The organism is Pistricoccus aurantiacus (assembly GCF_007954585.1).
Lineage (GTDB): Bacteria > Pseudomonadota > Gammaproteobacteria > Pseudomonadales > Halomonadaceae > Pistricoccus > Pistricoccus aurantiacus.
The window spans coordinates 58,214-74,680 of the sequence record NZ_CP042382.1 but is presented as its reverse complement, the minus strand read 5'-3'; the positions used below and the strand labels follow the sequence as shown (position 1 = coordinate 74,680).

Below are 16,467 nucleotides of genomic sequence, written 5' to 3'. Positions count from 1 at the left end.
GAAAGACAGGAAGGCTACCATCGCCTACTTCCAGAGCAAATAGCCCTCCCGCCAGGCAGCGCTCAGCCCGGTCGCGATACCTAGAAGCCCCAGGTAAAAGGGCGAGAATGACATTTGCTGGCTCCTAGTTACGATGGCCTTACTTATCCCATCAGATTGCGCTGATTTATAGCTTCGGGTGCTTTGCTTCTTTTCTGAGCTTGAGCCTAAGTTGATGGCTCAACACCGTACCTGGCAAGCATGGCTTGAATGTTTCCAATCGCCTTCATCGGGTTGAGCCCCCTGGGGCATACCCAGGTGCCGAGTGGCTGACGCCAGTGGCATAAACCACCACCTCTCTTCCTCCTTCGAGACAAAAGGCCCCGCCAGTCATCACAAGCGGGGCCTTTTATTGGGGTGTTAAAGGCGATGTCATCAGCCAGCATGGCGAAAAAACCAGATTGGACATTTCGTGCCTGGGGGCGCATTGCGCCGGGTAGAGCCCAGCACTAAGCTCGATGGCACAGCGTGCATGCCTCGTATGTAAATGAACAAATACTACAAAAAAGGTGAGAAAGCGCCATGTTTAAGAAAACGGTTTTAGTCACGTCAGTTCTTTTGTCAACAGCAACTACCGTCCAGGCAGAAGAGACCTACCGGATCGGCATCACCCAGAACAATGTCGGTGTCGACAGCTACCAGACTACCTATGAAAGTGCCTTTGAGGCAGCCGCCGAAAGGAGTGACAATGTCGATGTTGTTGTGCTCGATGCGGGGGGCGATGTCGCTCGCCAGATCGGTCAGGTTCGCAACCTGATACAGCAGCGGGTCGATGCCATCATCATCTGGCCAACCAACGGTCAGGCGGTGATCCCCACCCTTCGCCAAGCTCACCGGGCGGGCATCCCGGTCGTGGTGACCAACTCCAAGATCGCCGAGGCGGGCCTCGAGTTTATCGCCGCCTTCTCGGGCCCCGATAACGTCCAGCAGGGGGCCTCCTCCGCCGAGATGATGTGTGAGGCCTTGGGGGGCGAAGGACAGATCGTCCAGATCGCCGGCCAGCCCGGCTATACCACTGCCATGGAGCGCTCGAAGGGCTTCGAAGACCGGTTGGCCGAAAGCTGCCCCGACGTCGAGATCCTCGAGACCCAGCCGGGCGACTGGAACCGCGAGAAGGCCCAGCGGGTCATGGAAAACTTCCTCACTAAATATGATGACATCGATGGCGTCTATGCCGGCGACGACAACATGGGGGTCGGTGCCCTGAACGCGGCCAAGAGTGCCGGCAGGGCAAGGGATATCGCCTTCATCGGTGCCACCAACTTCGCCGTGGGTTACGAGGCCATCGAGCGCGGCGAGTACTACGGCTCCATCTACCAATCCCCGGTCGATGATGCCGAAGCGGCCCTTCAGACGGCACTCGACATCCTGGAGGGAAAAGAGGTTCCGAAGATGAATTTCTTCGAGACCCCCAAGATCACGGCCGACAATCTGACCGAGTTCGACAAGCCGGTATTCTGAAGGCTTGCGCCGAGGCGCATGAGGTCTCTGAACGTCATACGCCGCATCGTTTCGCCAAAGACAGTCCGTTGGCCATGATGGATGGCCCCAGTGCCCTGCCCTTTTTCCTGTATCAATGCGGTACAGGGAAAGTCAGCCCACTGGACGGACAAACGATGACCTTTGGAACAAGGTTGCGCCCATACAGGTGAGTGATATGGCTTCCGCAGAACACGTCAAGCAAGGCTTCATGCTCAGCAAGAAACACAAGGCCGGTCTCCTGAACTTCCTCTCGGCTCAGGGAATCCTGGTGTTCTTTCTGATCTGCATGTTTGCATTCTCGCTGTTTTCCGAACAGTTTCTTTCCCAGTCGAACATCATGACGGTGGTCCGGCAGGCGTCGATCATCGGTATCATCGCGGTCGGTGTCACCGTGGTGATCATTGGCGGCAACCTCGACCTCTCGGTGGGATCAATGCTGTCGTTTGCTACCGTCCTGGTGGTGGATCTCCATGACAAGATCGGCCCGATCGGCGCCATCCTTGTGATGTTCGCGCTGACCCTGATGCTCGGGGCCGTGAACGGCTTCTTGGTGGGGTTCATGCGACTCAACTCGCTCATCGTCACCCTGGCGATGCTCTCGGCGACCCAGGGCCTGGTGCTGATCTACAGCGGTGGCCAGAACGTCGATATTGCCAATCAGAGCGAGACATGGTTCAGCGTGTTCGGGCGGGGGTACCTGCTGGGCATCGCGGTACCGGTCATCATCTTCGCCCTGCTGGCCATCATCGTTCAGGTCGTCATGTCCATCACTGGCTACGGCCGACGCATCTTCGCCATCGGCGGTAATCCCGTGGCAGCCGTCTATTCCGGCATCCGCAAGAACTGGTGCGTGTTCAGCACTTATCTGATCTCGGCCTTCTGCGTGGCCTGTGCCGCCCTGGTGCTCGGATCGCGGGTCATGGGCTCCCAGAACAACGTGGGGCAGGGATACGAGTTGCTAGTGCTGGCCGGCATCATCCTGGGTGGCACCAGTTTGCTGGGCGGCGCCGGCAGCATCTGGAAGACGGTCATCGGGGTGCTGATCCTTGGCTTCATCCAGAACGGCCTGTTGCTGCTGGGCTACCCCTACTATACCCAGTGGCTCGTGACCTGGGTCATCATCATCCTCGCGGTATGGCTGGACCTTGCCAACAAGCGCAAGCGTCTGCTGACCCGTCACTCCTGATAGGGTGAACACCATGATTGATATGAAGCGTTTCATTAGCGGTGGTGCGTTCATCCAGCCGATATGGGTCTTCGTCATCGCCGTCACCATTTTCTTCAGTTTCACGTCCGACTACTTCCTGTCCGTGGGCAACCTGACGAATATCCTCGTTCAGACCTCCACCATCGGGCTGCTCGCACTGGGCATGACCTACGTGATGATCAACGGCAACATTGACCTCTCCGTGGGAGCTACGCTGGGGCTGGCGGCGTCGCTCTCGGTAGGCCTGCAGGACTATGGCCTGACCGTGGCGGTGCTGGCCGCCATTGCCACGGGCGTGGTGCTGGGTGCCCTCAATGGCCTGCTCGTCTGGAAGACCGGGGTCAATGCCTTCATCGTCACACTCGGCGCGATGATCGGAGTGCGGGGGCTGATTTTCGTCTATACCGAGGAACAGTCCTTCTACGCCAGCAACTTCGCCTTCTCGGACTTCGGTGCCAGCACCATCGGCCCCATCCCTGTGTTGGCCATCATCTTCCTGCTTTGCACCCTGGTAATGCACCTGGTGCTCAAGAAGACCGGTCATGGCCGCAACACCTTTGCCGTGGGGGGCAATCCCGAGGCGGCCCTGGATGCCGGCATCCGGATCGGCCGCAACATGATGATCAACTTCATGATCGTCGGCTTCTTCGCGGCCCTTGCCGGTGTCCTGCTGGCCACCCAGATGGGCGCCTCGACGCCCAACCTCGGCCGTGACTACGAACTCTGGACCATCACCGCCGTCGTGCTCGGCGGCACCAAGCTCACCGGCGGCCACGGTAGCATCACCGGCACCCTGGGAGGCGTGCTGGCCATTGGGATCCTGCGCAACGGCATGAACATGATGCAGGTCCCCGCCTTCTACGTGCTGGTCATCCTCGGGGTGATCCTGATCACGGTGCTGATCATCGACCAGAAGATCAACCTCAAGTCTTCCAAGGGGGTGCAGGCATGAGCACTGCAACTGTGACACACACCTCGGGGGCGCCTGGGCACAAGGAAATCCCCATCCTTTCTCTGGTGGACATCACCAAGAGATTCCCGGGAGTGATCGCGCTCAACAAGGTCAGCTTCGATGTCCGGGCCGGCGAGGTCCACGCACTGCTGGGCGAAAACGGAGCGGGCAAGTCGACGCTAATGAAGGTGCTGGCCGGCAAGCACAAGCCCAATGGCGGCAAGATTCTTCTCGAGGGTAAAAAGAAGGTCTTTGACAATCCCAAGAAGGCCAAGCAGAGCGGTATCGTGCTGATCCACCAGGAGCAGTCACTGGTACCGGATATGTCCGTGGCCGAGAACATTTTCCTGGGTAATCTACCCAAGAAGTGGGGGAACCGGATCGACTGGAAGACCCTGCACCGGGAAAGTACGGAAATCCTCGATCGTCTGAAGTGCTCCTTCAGTTCGAAGGACATGGTGAGCGATCTCTCCATCGCCAAGAAGCAGATGGTCGAGATTGCACGCGCCCTGGTGTTCACACCTAAAGTGGTGGTCTTCGATGAGCCGACGGCGTCGCTCACCGACCACGAGAAGCCGGTGCTCTACGACATCATCAATACCCTGCGTGAGCAGGGGGTCGGCATCGTCTACATCTCCCACCGTATGGACGAGATCTTTCATCTTTCGCAGCGGATCTCGGTGCTTCGGGACGGTGAGTACAACGGCACTGTGAACACCGTCGATACCAACGAGGACGAGGTCACCAAACTGATGATCGGCCGCAGCAGTGGTCGGTACGGCATCGCCTGGAACGCCGCCAGGGGCACACCGCTGGGCCATACCTTCACCTTCCTGATGGCGAAGTTTGGTCAACCGATCATCAATCTTCGCCGTATCCCGGGCGGGTATGACTTTCAGGATGTTTCGGGTGAGCAACTCCGGCCGATGTTCCAGTCGGATGCGGCCTTTCGCGCCTGCGAATACATGCTGGATATCCTGAAATATTCGCCACCGAACATCCTCAACATGGCGTGGTACGAGCGTGCTCAATCTTATGCCTCGGGTGAATCCTGCATGGCCTATAATTACACGCTGCTTGCCCCACTGTTTGAACTCAACCAGAAGTCACCGGCCTGGGGCAATACCGGCTATCTTCCCCACCCGGTCGGGAACCATGGCCTCCCCATCACACCGATCGGGGGCTATGCGCTGGCCATACCATCCAATCTGTCCGAGGAACGCGTGGAAGCTGTCTGGGCGGCCCTGCAATCGCTGACCTCCGCCAGCCTGTCGAAGCTCTATATCATGAACGGCAGCCTGGTCACGCCGCGCTTCAGCGTCAGTCGCGACCCGGAGGTCTCGTCGCTGTCGCCGGTCATCGGTGTGGTGGACGAGATGGCTCGTAACAACATCCTCCAGGCCTGGCCACGCCCTCCCGTTCCTCACATGGCGTCGATCATAACCATCGCCGGCCAGGAGATTCATGACGTGTTGTCGGATCGGTGCTCAATCAAACAAGCGCTGACATCGGCACAGAAGAAAGCCGACAAGCTGTTGGGATGAAAGGCAGATTCCTGACGCCTTCTAGATTCGGCGATTGGACCATTTCAGTTACTGGATAACCATGCCCCCATCGATCATCAGCAATTGCCCGGTCATGTAGTCCGACTCCGGGCTCGCGAGGAAGGAGGCCGTTCCCACCACATCTTCCGGATAAGAGTAACGTTTCATCAGAATCATTTTTTCTGCCAACTCATCCATGGATTGTCCTTGGTTCTTGAACTTTCCGATACTGACGAGATCCTTGTCCAGTTGCTCCCACAATTCTGTCCGCACTACGCCGGGACCATAACCATTGACGGTGATGTTGTGATCTACAAGCGCCTTGGCCCCGCCGTTGATCATGGCGAGAACGGCATGCTTGCTGCAGGAATAGGGCACGACATCATCAAATGCCTGTCGTGAAAGGATCGAGCCGACATTGATGATCTTGTAGGGCCCTCCATCCTTGCCTTGCTTGATCATCTGCTTGGCAGCTTCCTGCATGCCGATGAGACAGCCCAGGGCGTTGATATCCATGATCTGGTGCCAGTTCTCTTCGGTAACGTCGAGAAACATCAGCGGCTTGTTGATTCCGGCGTTGTTGATCATGACGTTGAGGCTGCCAAAGGCGTCCACAGTGGCCTTCACGGCCGCCCGCATCTGGTCACGCTCCGTGACGTTCAGCTTCACGGCGATGGCCTTTCCACCCTTTTCCTTGATACGCGCCACGACCCCCTCACAGCCTTCGAGGTTGAGGTCGGCCACGCAGATATTGGCGCCCTGTGCGGCATAGTGTTCGGCAACGGCAGCACCCATGCCACGTGCAGCACCTGTGATCAGGCAATTCTTTCCTTCAAGGCGAGCCTTGTCCATTTTTGTACCTCGCAGTGTTGTTGTGGTTCCACGGCAAACCATGGAAGTCTTGTCAAGAACGAGTCGGGCTAAGGGGCTGAGCGAGTGGGCCGAATGTGCCCCGCAATCTAACCCCAGCCTTGCAAGGAGCGGTATCACGGCAATGTTTGCAACTTGCTGAGTAATAGTGTCGGCATACGTGCTGGGCTATGACAGTCGGCTGCGTGGCGAATATGACCAGAATGGATATTTATTCTCTGGCGCCCGGGCGTGCGTGTCATCCGCATCAACGAGGAAATGAGGGGCGTCGTCGAACTCAAACACCATGCCTGGCCAGCATGTGCTTGATTCGTCCAATCGCCTTCATGAATTTGAGCCTCTTGGGGCAGACCCAGGTGCAGTTGCCGATGGCAGGAACGCCGATAGGTGATATCGGCATCGCACTGCTTCAGATGCTCCAGCATGCCCAGCACCATGGCCTTTCGATATCGGTCGTCGACCTCCATGCTCTCCATACGGGGCTTCCTAAATCGAGGCTGAAAGCTTGAAGTGAAAGGATTGGTCGCAGTCAAACAAATGGCAGCTACAAGGAAATCGGTGTTCAATTCGTAGTTTCCCCCACGGCGATCTGGTGGCCTACCCCCGCGAGTGGAACCGTTTCGAGAGTATCCAGGGTGCGCTGGTCCACCACCCAGAGCTGGGGCTTCTCGCGACTTGATATCAACAGCTTTCCATCGACCGGGCTGATAGCGAGATGATAAGGCGCCGGAGCAAGCTCCCTCTCTCGCATCCTGCCATCGGCAAGACTCACGGCTACCAGGCGATTGTCCCCCTGGCTGGTGACGTAAAGGGTGCCAAGATCCGCCGACAGGTCGATACCGTGAGGCTTCGATCCGATCGGGTATTGCGCCACCACGTCGCCGGATTCAAGATCGAGGGCGACCGCTTGCCCCTCGGCCGCGTCGTTGGCGTATAGCCGCCCACGCTCACTGTCCAGCACCATATGCTCGGGACTACCCTCCAAGCGCATGTTTTTCCTGACGAACCAGTTCTCGGTATCGATCTCGCTGATCGTCCCGTTGCCGGAGTTGCTGACGTAGAGGGACCGATTCTGCGGATTCTGGACCATGTAGTTCGGCGCCGGCCCCGTCGCCAGGCTGGCGACCAACTCGCCGCTCTCCAGGGAAACGACGCTGATACCGCCGCCCATGGGATGGGTCGATACGGCGTAGCGCCCGTCGGCGGTCACCAATACATGATGAACCGGGCCAGGCACGTCAAATTGGCGGACGACCTCCTTGCTTGTGGTGTCAATCAGGTACAGCGTGCCCGGGGTACTCGATGAGGCGGCCGTATCACCGCCGCCACCATGGTGCGCCGCGTGTTCGTCCGCCGAGACACCCACCGGCTTCGACGGCGTTTTCCCGCTCTCGCGGGGAGTCAGGCTACCGGCCACCAGGAATCGGCCATCCGGCGTCAGGTCGGACCCGTGGGAGTTGACGACTCCCTGGGCCTGGCCGCTTACCTGATAGCTGTCGGTATCGATAATCGCAACTTGATCTGCGTTACCCAACGGAATATAGGCGCTCGATTCATCGGCCATGAGCGGCATGGCCAAGCTTGCAACGGCAAGACCGGCCATGGCGCGCAACAGTCGGGTACGTTCGAATCTCTTCATGCCAATATCACTCCTAAGAATCATGACCGAAAACTCGCTTTTTGCCTTCCAGACGCCACATCGCTTTGCAAATTGCCTGACGCTCAGCGCGAAAGATCCTTCTTACGCTCTTCGTATTCCTGCTTGTCTATCTCGCCGCGGGCGTAGCGCTCCTGCAGGATTTCCAAGGGGGTTGGACGTCGCGAAGGATCCGACGCCGATGTATCGTTACGGCTCAACCATCGAACCAGCAGCACTACCAGGGCGATGAGGCCTCCCCAGAAGACGATCATCATGAGACCGCCGAAGAACATATGTCCCCAGCCCCAGGCAGGGTGCCAGAAGGAGTCGCCATAAGGCTCGGCCTGCGCCGGAAAAACCACGGGAAGGCCAAGCAACAGCGTGCCAACGGACAACCACAAGCGCTTCATGTCGAATCTCCCTTATGTATCGACCCGAGGCGGGGCTAACCCCTTTATCCCCGGTACAACTCTTACTCGCCAAGACGCTGTCTAATGACAGCTCCAGGGTTCCTTGGCGGCATTGTCCTTGATGTTTTGGTCGACGAATCGGTAGTGGTCTTTCTTGTAGCGGTTCCACCAGCCATGGCTGATCTCGATCGAATGCCTGGTCAGGATCTTTTCGATACCCTCGATACAGAGTCGTGAGGCGTCATAGGCCAGGTGAAGCATTCGCTTGCGGTCATCCAACGACACGCTATCGAGACCGTAAAGCCGATCGATTTCCTCGATCGCCTGCTGTAGATCCTGGTGATCGCTGGGTTCGAGCTTCAGCTTTCGCGTGACCAGGTTGACCTCCTTGACGCCGAGACGGTGTTCGCTATGCATGACGGATCTCCTGTCTTTTGCTGATCGGTAAGCGTTTCTCGCCATTGGGCCATGCCCAGCCATAGAGTCCGGTGAAAAGCAGCTCGCTGAAGCCATCGCGCACCGTGCCGGCCAGTTCCAGGTTCGAGGCGATCGCATCGCTCATCAATGTTTCCCATTGCCGGTAGGGGCTGCTGCTATCGACCGGCGTTGGTGTGGTCTCCACCCTTTCGACCAGCCACTTCACGCCGCCCATCCAGGGCGCGAAGCGCTCCGAGAACATCAGCCGGTCGGTTCGGGCCGAATGCAGTTGACGCAGCATCTCGGCCGACCAGGGAGTGGTGACCAGCCGCACCCAGGGGCCGACGAAGGTCTCGTAGAGGGCCACGTTGTGCTTGGAGAGGGCTTTTACCTGCTCGAACGCCGGCGTCTGGTCGGGGTAATCCAGATCTTCCACGCGACGTTCCTCAAAACGCACCTGGAACTGCGGCTTGTGACAGTCTGGGTCGCCGGTGGGATTATCGATCTTCATCTCGTAGAGCCCGGGGGCAAGGTCATTGAGCTCCGAGACGCTCTCGAGTATCGCCCGGTGCTCCAGCCGTGCGACCTTGGCGGAAACGAAGATGCCCAGATGGCCCACGTGGGGGTTGAGCAGATAGACGATGCGCTGGCCGGCGGCCTTGAGTGCCTCGGTGTCCGGGTACACCGCCGGGATCCAGTTGAGCGCCTGGTGCGGTGGGGTGATGTTGTCGCCGCTGGAGGCGAAGATCACCAGGGGGTTGCGGATGCGCGTGAGGTCGACGGTACAGCCGGGACAGATTTCAAACTCGCCACGTTCCAGCTGGTTACCGACAAAGAGATTCCCGACGATGGCGGTGATCTCGTCCTTGCTCAGGCTATAGAAGCCGGTCCACCAGCGCTCGAATTCCAGGAACCGCTCGCGCTGGCCGTCGATGTCGGCGAACAGCTGGTAGTCCTTCTGCCACAAGGTGTTGGCCGGCTTGAGGCTCTCGAAGTTGGTCGCCAGATGGGCGCCGTCGAAGCGTCCGTCCCCCAGATCCGCCAGCAGATGCGCCATCCAGGCGCCACCCAGCAGCCCGCCGGCGAGGCGCATGGGATTGACCCCGGACTCGCCGGACCAGTAGGACAGCGGCGAGCCGTTGAGCACCGCCGGTCCGACCAGGCCCTCGCAATCAGCCGAGAGCAGCGTGATGGCCCAGCCCGCCTGGCAGTTGCCGTAGAGCACCGGCGGCTTGCCGGGATGGCGCTCGGCCAGCGTCTCGACGAAGCGTCGCAGGACGTGCTGCACATCCTCCAGCGTCTGGCCGGGCATGGGCTCGGGGAAGAAGATCACGAAGTAGACCGGGTGCCCTTCGTGCAGCGCCATGCCCACTTCGGAGTCTTGTTTGAAACCGCCGATGCCCGGGCCATGGCCGGCGCGGGGGTCGACGACCATCACCGGCGGCTGGGTCTCGTCGAGGCAGTTTTCCAGGCACTCCTCGCCGACCCGGGTGATGCGCAGCAGGGCGTAGTTGGCGGGGCGCTCCAGTCGGCGGCCGTCCAGTATCGTCTCGTAGTCGAAGTCGAGCAGCGGTGGCTTGCCGGCCCGTTCATGCTCGAGCATGTTGTCGGCGCGCTCGCGTAGGGTATCTAGGTAGCGCACGCCGCGCCGCCACAGGTCGGTCTGGTGGGCGAGCAGCTCCATCGGCGGAAAAGACGTCACATCATTCATGATCAGATCCTCACCCGGCGCAGTCGCAACGCGTTCAGGACCACCGACAGGGACGACGCGGTCATCGCGAAGGCGGCGAACATCGGCGAGATAAGGATGCCGAGGAACGGATAAAGAACCCCAGCCGCGATCGGCACGCCGGCTCCGTTATAGATCAGCGCGAAGAACAGGTTCTGCTTGATGTTGCGCATGGTGGCCAGCGACAGTTTGCGGGCGCGCACGATGCCGTCGAGATTGCCCTGGACTAGCGTGAAACTCGCGCTTTCGATCGCCACGTCGGCGCCGGTGCCCATGGCGATGCCGACATCGGCTTGGGCCAGCGCGGGGGCGTCGTTGACCCCGTCGCCCGCCATGGCGACCTTGCGGCCTTCGGCCTGCAGCTCCTTGATGATGCGGGCCTTGTCCTCGGGCAGCACGTCGGCGCGGATCTCGTCGATGCCCAGGCGCCCGGCCACCGCTTTCGCGGTGCGCTCGTTGTCGCCGGTGGCCATGAGGATGCGAAAGCCGAGTTTGTGCAGCGCCTTGAGGGCGTCGGGCGTGGTTGCCTTCACCGGGTCGGCGACGCTGACCAGGCCGGCGATGGCGCCGTCGAGCACCACGAACATTACCGTCTCGCCCTCGTCCCGGCGGGCATTGGCGGTGTCCGCCAGCTTGCCGCCGTCGAGGCCCAGTTCGGCCATCAACCTGGCATTGCCCAGCGCCACCGGCTTGCCGTCGACCACGCCCTTGACGCCCATGCCAGTCACGGCCTCGAAATCATCGGCCTTGCCCAGCGTGACGCCGCGCGCCTCGGCGCCGGCGACGATGGCCTCGGCCAGCGGGTGCTCGGAGCCCTTTTCTAGCGTCGCGGCCAGGCGCAGCACCTCGGCCTCGTCATGGCCCTCTTCGGGGAGTACGGCAACGAGCTTGGGCTTGCCTTCGGTCAGGGTGCCGGTCTTGTCGACCATCAGCGTATCGACCTTGGCGAAACGCTCCAGCGCCTCGGCGTTCTTGATCAGCACGCCCGCCTGCGCGCCACGCCCGGTGGCCGTCATGATCGACATCGGCGTGGCGAGCCCCAGGGCGCAGGGGCAGGCGATGATCAGCACCGCCACCGCCGAGACCAGCCCGTAGGCCATCGCCGGGGCCGGTCCCCAGATCGCCCAGGAAACAAAGGAAATGATCGCGATGAGGATCACCGCCGGGACGAACTTGCCCGCCACCTTGTCGGCGAATTTCTGGATCGGCGCCCGCGAGCGCTGGGCATTCGCCACCATCTCGACGATCTGGCTGAGCATGGTATCGGCACCGACCCGGGTGGCCTCCATGATCAGACTCCCGGTGCCGTTGATGGTGGCCCCGGTGACCTTATCGTCCTTGGTTTTTTCCACCGGAATTGGCTCGCCGGAGATCATCGATTCGTCGATGGAAGAGCGGCCCTCGACCACCACGCCGTCCACCGGTACCTTGTCGCCGGGGCGCACCCGCAGGCGATCGCCCACCTGCACGTCTTCCAGCGGGATCTCTTCTTCGCTGCCATCGGGGCGGATCACCCGGGCGGTCTTGGCGGCCATGTCCAGCAGCGCGCGGATCGCCTTGCCGGTGCCTTCCCGGGCGCGCAGCTCCATCACCTGGCCCAGCAGCACCAGGGCGACGATGACCGCCGCGGCCTCGAAATAGACCCCGACGGTGCCGTCCTCCCGGCGAAAGCCCTCGGGGAAGATGCCCGGCGCCAGCACCGCGATGGTCGAGAAGACAAAGGCCGCGCCGACCCCCATGGCGATCAGGCTGAACATGTTGAGGTTCATGGTGCGAAACGAGTTCCAGCCGCGCACGAAGAACGGCCAGCCCGACCACAGGATCACCGGGGTGCTGAGCGCCAGTTCGAGCCACATCGCGCCCCGTTCACCGAAGAAGTCGCGGATCGCCGTAATGCCCAGGTAGGGCGACATCGCCAGCACCAGCACCGGGAGCGTGAGAACGGCCGCGACCCAGAAACGGCGGGTGAAATCCACCAGCTCGGGATTCGGCCCCTCGTCGTCGACCGCCGTCGATTCCAGCTCCAGCCCCATGCCACACAGCGGGCAGGCACCGTGCTTGGTCTGCCGCACCTCGGGGTGCATCGGGCAGGTGTAGACGGCGCCGACATGCCCGGCGGGCACCTTGTCGTACTTGCCGCCGCGCACCGACGCGACGACTTCATCACGATCAGTGTGATGGCAGTGCTCGTGCTGTATCATTAGGTAGCCCCTCTTCTGGTGAGCGCATTGACGCAGACTACAACAGCATCAATGCATAAGATCGCGCTTGCGTTGCTCGTATTCCTGCTGGTCGATTTCGCCTCGAGCGTAGCGCTCTTGCAGAAGTTCAAGCGCGGTTGGTCGCTGGTGAGAAATGGCATTGTCCCGGCCTCGAACCAAGCCGCGCACCAGAAAAACCGCCAAGGCAATGACGGTGCCCCAGAACAGCACCATCATGAGTCCGCCAAAAAGCATGTGCCCCCAGCCGTAGTTCCCCATATGCGCCATCATATTTCCCCACATAGTTGGATCTCCTTCTTGTGGTAACCCTATCGACAAGTCCTGATATCAGGCTAAAACCTATGGGTTACCCAAGGGTCAAGCTAGGACGTCCTGGATGCATGCCACGCTTGACCCCGGTCAACTGTCAGCCTATGCAGTAGAACTGAATCAACGCTGAACGCTTGCCTTGAGATGAGAAGCTTGAGGGGGTATCACAAGTCCTCCATCCTTGCCGTGTCACGAGCGATACGCATGGCTTCGTGTTCTTCGAGCTCCATGAGCTGCTCGAGCAGCTCGCGGGTCGAGGTCACTTCGGCACGCGAATGCAAGTAGCGATATAAACCAATGATCTTTTCATGCGCGGCGAGCAGGGTGGCGACAACTTGGCGCGTATCCATATCGCGAAACTCGGCGTGGCATTCCTCGTGGGGCTTGACCGGATACTTCTCGAAATATTCATAACACCAGGTATTGAGTGCCGCCGGGGTGGCATGCTGCTTGGTCAGTTCGAGAACGCGGCTGAGTTCCCGTTCATGATGGGCGAGATAATCCAGCAGCATCTTGAGCCGTTCACTCTCGGTGCCCTCGCCACAGTGGTTCAGGCAATCCGCCAGGTTGGTGTGGATCGCTTTCGTCCAATCCAGGACGTCGCTCAATGTTTCGACTTGCATCGTTGTCTCCCACTTGAATTTCAACTCTCAATTTTAAAAATCAGATTTCAAACACATGTTCTACGGAAGCGTCCGTGCCGCTAGCAATGTTCTTGGTAACCCAATAGACGGTTCAGCGTGCTAAGCGTTACAGTGCGTTCGGCCTTTTCTGGGTATTAATTGCGTAAGCATCAGTGAAACCTCGGCTTATCGCGAGGTATCCGCCAGTTCCCGCCACTGACCCCAGCGAGGTATAAACATCGGTACCCGGTGCTGATAGGCACGGTAGGCGTCGCCGAACCGGGCCAGCATCTACTTTTCCTCGCGGTGGGCCAGCCAGACATAGGCAAGTACGATCACCGGAAACAGACCGACCGAGAAGAGCGTTGGCCAATGCACCACGCCTTCGCCGAACAAGGCGACGAACAAACCGGTGTATTGGGGATGGCGTACGAGGGCATACAGTCCGCCGGTCACCAGATGGTCCTCGCGTCGCGCCTTGTACACTTGCCGCCAGCCTTGGATGAATATCCCGATGCCGGTAAACGCCAGGCCGTAACCGAGCAGCATGGAGATCAGCATGCCGGTTTCTCCCAGCCCCACCAGCGTCGACCAGAGACTGGCGCTGACATAGTCGCTATCCAGGCCGAAGAAACGCACCAGCAGGTAGATGGTCAGTGGAAAGCCATACATCTCGGCGTAGAGCGCGATGATGAAGGCCTGCACCGCGCCGGCACCGGCCCATTCGCGCCAGTTCTTCGGGGCGAAATAGCGATAGAAGAACCAGGACACCAAGACGATGACGATCAGCGCAAGGCCCCAGGTCCCGGTATGATTGATGGATTCGTTCATGGCTTAGGCACGTCGCTTGAGGTGTTTGGCCAAGAGGCGTGTGGCAAAGAAGTTGTAGAGGGGGCCAAAGACCAACGCCACGTACCAGCCGTAACCGAAGCTTTCCGCCAAGCCCAGGAAGAAACTTGGCCAGCTCAGCCAGGTGAAGCCAGGCAACAGGCGCAACCAGCTCTCATACATCGCCCGGTCGGGAAACAGCAGGCCGAAACCCACGCACAGGATGAAGGTCACGGCCAGGAACAGCCCCAGGCTCATCCCCAAGGCGATCACCGGAACCCGAGGCACGGCTTGAACCGGCAAGGGTGTGCCATAACGCGGCTGGGACTTGGCGCTCGAAGCAGTATCGACGTCAGGCATGCTCGTTCTCCGGTTGGGCAGGCGGATGCTTGGTTTCATCACCGGCGAGATATTGCTCAGGGGCGGCCTCGAAGCGTTCACGGCAGTCACGCGAGCAAAAGTAATAGACATGGCCGTCGTGGACGCTTGGCTTGGCTTTTTCGGTGCTGACGGTTTCGCCGCACACGGGGTCCACGTCGTTGGCTGGCGGAATCCAGAGCAGCTCTTCGGTGGACGACTGATGCTCCGGCGCCCCCTTGCCATGCTTGGCTTTACCGCGCCCATGGCCCATCACATGAGCGCCGCAACCAAAGCGCATCATCAGGAAGATGATTCCTGCCCAGAGCATGAAATACACCAGTTCGTTCATCACTTTTCTCCTTTACCCTTAGCCTCGTGCGGTGTTGTACAAGCGAGCTTATGTTCAGGCTAGAACCTATGGGTCACCCAAGGGACAAGCGGAAAAGGGTACAAATGGGCTTCTCTTGATCCTTGTCAATAGCTAGTACTACTGTGTCATAAAATGGCTTGTTATGATGATGCGGTGTCGACCTCAGGTTAACGGTGATGCCGATGCCTCATCATCCCCTTCACGACCGCTTCAATGCCTACCTGGACGAGCTGGCCCCCAAGCTGGGCCATGCCGACCGCGTGCCGAGCTTCAAGGACTACTGTTATGGCCTGATGCTGCCGCTGCCCCGCAAGAGCATCGAGCCGATTGCCGCCAGTGTCGATCCGGAACATGTCCAGGCACGCCACCAGGCCCTCCATCACTTGGTGGCCAAGGCGCCGTGGTCGGATCGCGCGCTGCTGACTGGGGTGGCGCAGTGGGTCTTGCCCCACCTGCTGCCTGGCACGACGCCCTATTGGATCATCGACGACACCAGCATTCGCAAGAAGGGTCGGCATTCGGTGGGCGTCAGTCGTCAGTACTGTGGCGAGATCGGCAAGCAGGACAACTGCCAGGTCGCCGTCAGTTTGTCGGTCGCTACAGAGCAGGCCAGCCTGCCGGTGGCGTGGCGCCTCTACTTACCGGCCTCGTGGACGGATGATTCGGACCGCTGTCACTGCGCCGGTGTCCCATCCGATGTCACCTTTGCCACCAAGCCGGAGATCGCCTTGCAGCAGGTTCGTGAGACGCTGGATGCTGGCATCGTGCTGGCGGATGCCGCCTACGGCAAGGTCACGGCGTGGCGAGAAAAGCTCGCGGCGTGGAGCCTGACCTACTGCGTGGGCATTCGCGACGATCTCAGCGTCTGGGCGCCCGGTACCGAGCCCCTGCCACCTCAATGGTCAGGAATGGGGCGACCGCCTACCCGCTGGCAACAGACCACGGATCATCACCCGGTTTCGGCGGAGGCCCTGGCCCACTCGCTGGACGCCACCGACTACCAGGACGTGACGTGGCGGGAGGGTAGCAACCGACTGTTGACGTCCCGCTTCGCCGCCGTTCGCGTACGAGTGGCGCGGGGCATGCAGTATCGTGAACCGGAATGGCTGCTGATCGAATGGCCTCGAGGGGCCGGTGAGCCGGCGAAGTATTGGTTGAGCAACCAGCCAGCGGATATGCCATTGACGATGCTGGTGGCCACCGCCAAGGCGCGTTGGCGAATCGAGCGCGACTATCAGGAACTCAAGCAGGAGTTCGGTCTGGATCACTATGAGGGACGCAACTGGCGCGGTTTCCACCATCACGCCAGCCTCTGCATCGCCGCGTACGGCTTTCTGGTCGCTGAACGCTTGTCCTCTCGTGATCAAAAAAAAATCAAGCGATTCTCGGCACCTACCTTACCCAAAGGGTGCTGCCCTCGGGGTCGTACAACGCGCCCAGCGCCACGTGCGTGATTCCATCACCAC

17 protein-coding genes are annotated in these 16,467 nt (G+C 60.1%); 5 read left to right on the top strand and 12 right to left on the bottom strand.

The window, feature by feature from the left end; all coding sequences use genetic code 11:
* The first annotated feature begins 561 nt into the window (after positions 1-561).
* The 4 genes from FGL86_RS00325 (at position 562) to FGL86_RS00310 (ending at position 5,224) form a co-directional block, all read left to right on the top strand.
* Positions 562-1,500: a sugar ABC transporter substrate-binding protein gene (locus tag FGL86_RS00325; RefSeq protein ID WP_147182734.1), complete on the top strand. Its 939-nt coding sequence runs from the start codon at positions 562-564 to the stop codon at positions 1,498-1,500.
* A 196-nt stretch (positions 1,501-1,696) separates the two neighbouring features.
* On the top strand, positions 1,697-2,707 hold the full coding sequence (locus FGL86_RS00320; protein WP_246131693.1) for an ABC transporter permease: 1,011 nt from the start codon (positions 1,697-1,699) through the stop codon (positions 2,705-2,707).
* Between the two features lie 13 nt (positions 2,708-2,720).
* Positions 2,721-3,680 carry an ABC transporter permease gene (locus tag FGL86_RS00315; protein ID WP_147182733.1) on the top strand — a complete coding sequence of 320 codons (960 nt, stop codon included), beginning with the start codon at positions 2,721-2,723 and terminating at the stop codon, positions 3,678-3,680.
* Positions 3,677-5,224 carry an ATP-binding cassette domain-containing protein gene (locus FGL86_RS00310; RefSeq protein WP_147182732.1) on the top strand — a complete coding sequence of 516 codons (1,548 nt, stop codon included), beginning with the start codon at positions 3,677-3,679 and terminating at the stop codon, positions 5,222-5,224. Before FGL86_RS00315 ends, FGL86_RS00310 begins: the two co-directional genes overlap by 4 nt.
* Before the next feature lie 48 nt (positions 5,225-5,272).
* Here the strand turns inward: FGL86_RS00310 and FGL86_RS00305 are convergent, their stop codons facing one another.
* The 12 genes from FGL86_RS00305 to FGL86_RS00250 form a co-directional block, all read right to left on the bottom strand.
* The gene (locus FGL86_RS00305) at positions 5,273-6,076 is read right to left on the bottom strand and encodes an SDR family NAD(P)-dependent oxidoreductase (RefSeq protein WP_147182731.1); all 804 of its coding nucleotides are present in this window, start codon (positions 6,074-6,076) and stop codon (positions 5,273-5,275) included.
* Between the two features lie 134 nt (positions 6,077-6,210).
* Positions 6,211-6,570: a hypothetical protein gene (locus FGL86_RS00300; protein ID WP_147182730.1), complete on the bottom strand. Its 360-nt coding sequence runs from the start codon at positions 6,568-6,570 to the stop codon at positions 6,211-6,213.
* Between the two features lie 86 nt (positions 6,571-6,656).
* Entirely contained in the window at positions 6,657-7,733 is a 1,077-nt protein-coding gene (locus FGL86_RS00295) for a YncE family protein (RefSeq protein ID WP_147182729.1), read from the bottom strand.
* 83 nt (positions 7,734-7,816) lie between these two features.
* Positions 7,817-8,143: an SHOCT domain-containing protein gene (locus FGL86_RS00290; protein WP_147182728.1), complete on the bottom strand. Its 327-nt coding sequence runs from the start codon at positions 8,141-8,143 to the stop codon at positions 7,817-7,819.
* Between the two features lie 81 nt (positions 8,144-8,224).
* On the bottom strand, positions 8,225-8,560 hold the full coding sequence (locus FGL86_RS00285) for a cation transporter (RefSeq protein ID WP_246131692.1): 336 nt from the start codon (positions 8,558-8,560) through the stop codon (positions 8,225-8,227).
* The gene (locus FGL86_RS00280) at positions 8,553-10,271 is read right to left on the bottom strand and encodes a DUF3141 domain-containing protein (RefSeq protein WP_147182726.1); all 1,719 of its coding nucleotides are present in this window, start codon (positions 10,269-10,271) and stop codon (positions 8,553-8,555) included. Before FGL86_RS00280 ends, FGL86_RS00285 begins: the two co-directional genes overlap by 8 nt.
* 2 nt (positions 10,272-10,273) lie before the next feature.
* Positions 10,274-12,490, bottom strand: coding sequence for a copper-transporting P-type ATPase (locus tag FGL86_RS00275; protein WP_147182725.1), 2,217 nt, complete (start codon positions 12,488-12,490; stop codon positions 10,274-10,276).
* Positions 12,491-12,538: 48 nt separating this feature from the next.
* A complete protein-coding gene (locus tag FGL86_RS00270) occupies positions 12,539-12,793 on the bottom strand; it encodes an SHOCT domain-containing protein (protein ID WP_222433774.1) in 255 nt (84 codons plus the stop codon).
* 191 nt (positions 12,794-12,984) lie between these two features.
* Entirely contained in the window at positions 12,985-13,443 is a 459-nt protein-coding gene (locus tag FGL86_RS00265; protein WP_147182724.1) for a hypothetical protein, read from the bottom strand.
* A gap of 291 nt (positions 13,444-13,734) precedes the next feature.
* Positions 13,735-14,274 (bottom strand): methyltransferase family protein, encoded by a 540-nt coding sequence (locus FGL86_RS00260; RefSeq protein ID WP_246131691.1) that lies wholly within the window; start codon positions 14,272-14,274, stop codon positions 13,735-13,737.
* 3 nt (positions 14,275-14,277) lie between these two features.
* Complete coding sequence (locus FGL86_RS00255; protein ID WP_147182723.1) at positions 14,278-14,631, bottom strand: DUF5676 family membrane protein; 354 nt, start codon at positions 14,629-14,631, stop codon at positions 14,278-14,280.
* Positions 14,624-14,980, bottom strand: coding sequence for a YHS domain-containing protein (locus FGL86_RS00250; RefSeq protein WP_147182722.1), 357 nt, complete (start codon positions 14,978-14,980; stop codon positions 14,624-14,626). Before FGL86_RS00250 ends, FGL86_RS00255 begins: the two co-directional genes overlap by 8 nt.
* 203 nt (positions 14,981-15,183) lie before the next feature.
* Here FGL86_RS00250 and FGL86_RS00245 point away from each other — a divergent pair, with 203 nt between their 5' ends.
* A complete protein-coding gene (locus tag FGL86_RS00245) occupies positions 15,184-16,455 on the top strand; it encodes an IS701 family transposase (RefSeq protein ID WP_246131690.1) in 1,272 nt (423 codons plus the stop codon).
* The last annotated feature ends 12 nt before the right edge of the window (positions 16,456-16,467 follow it).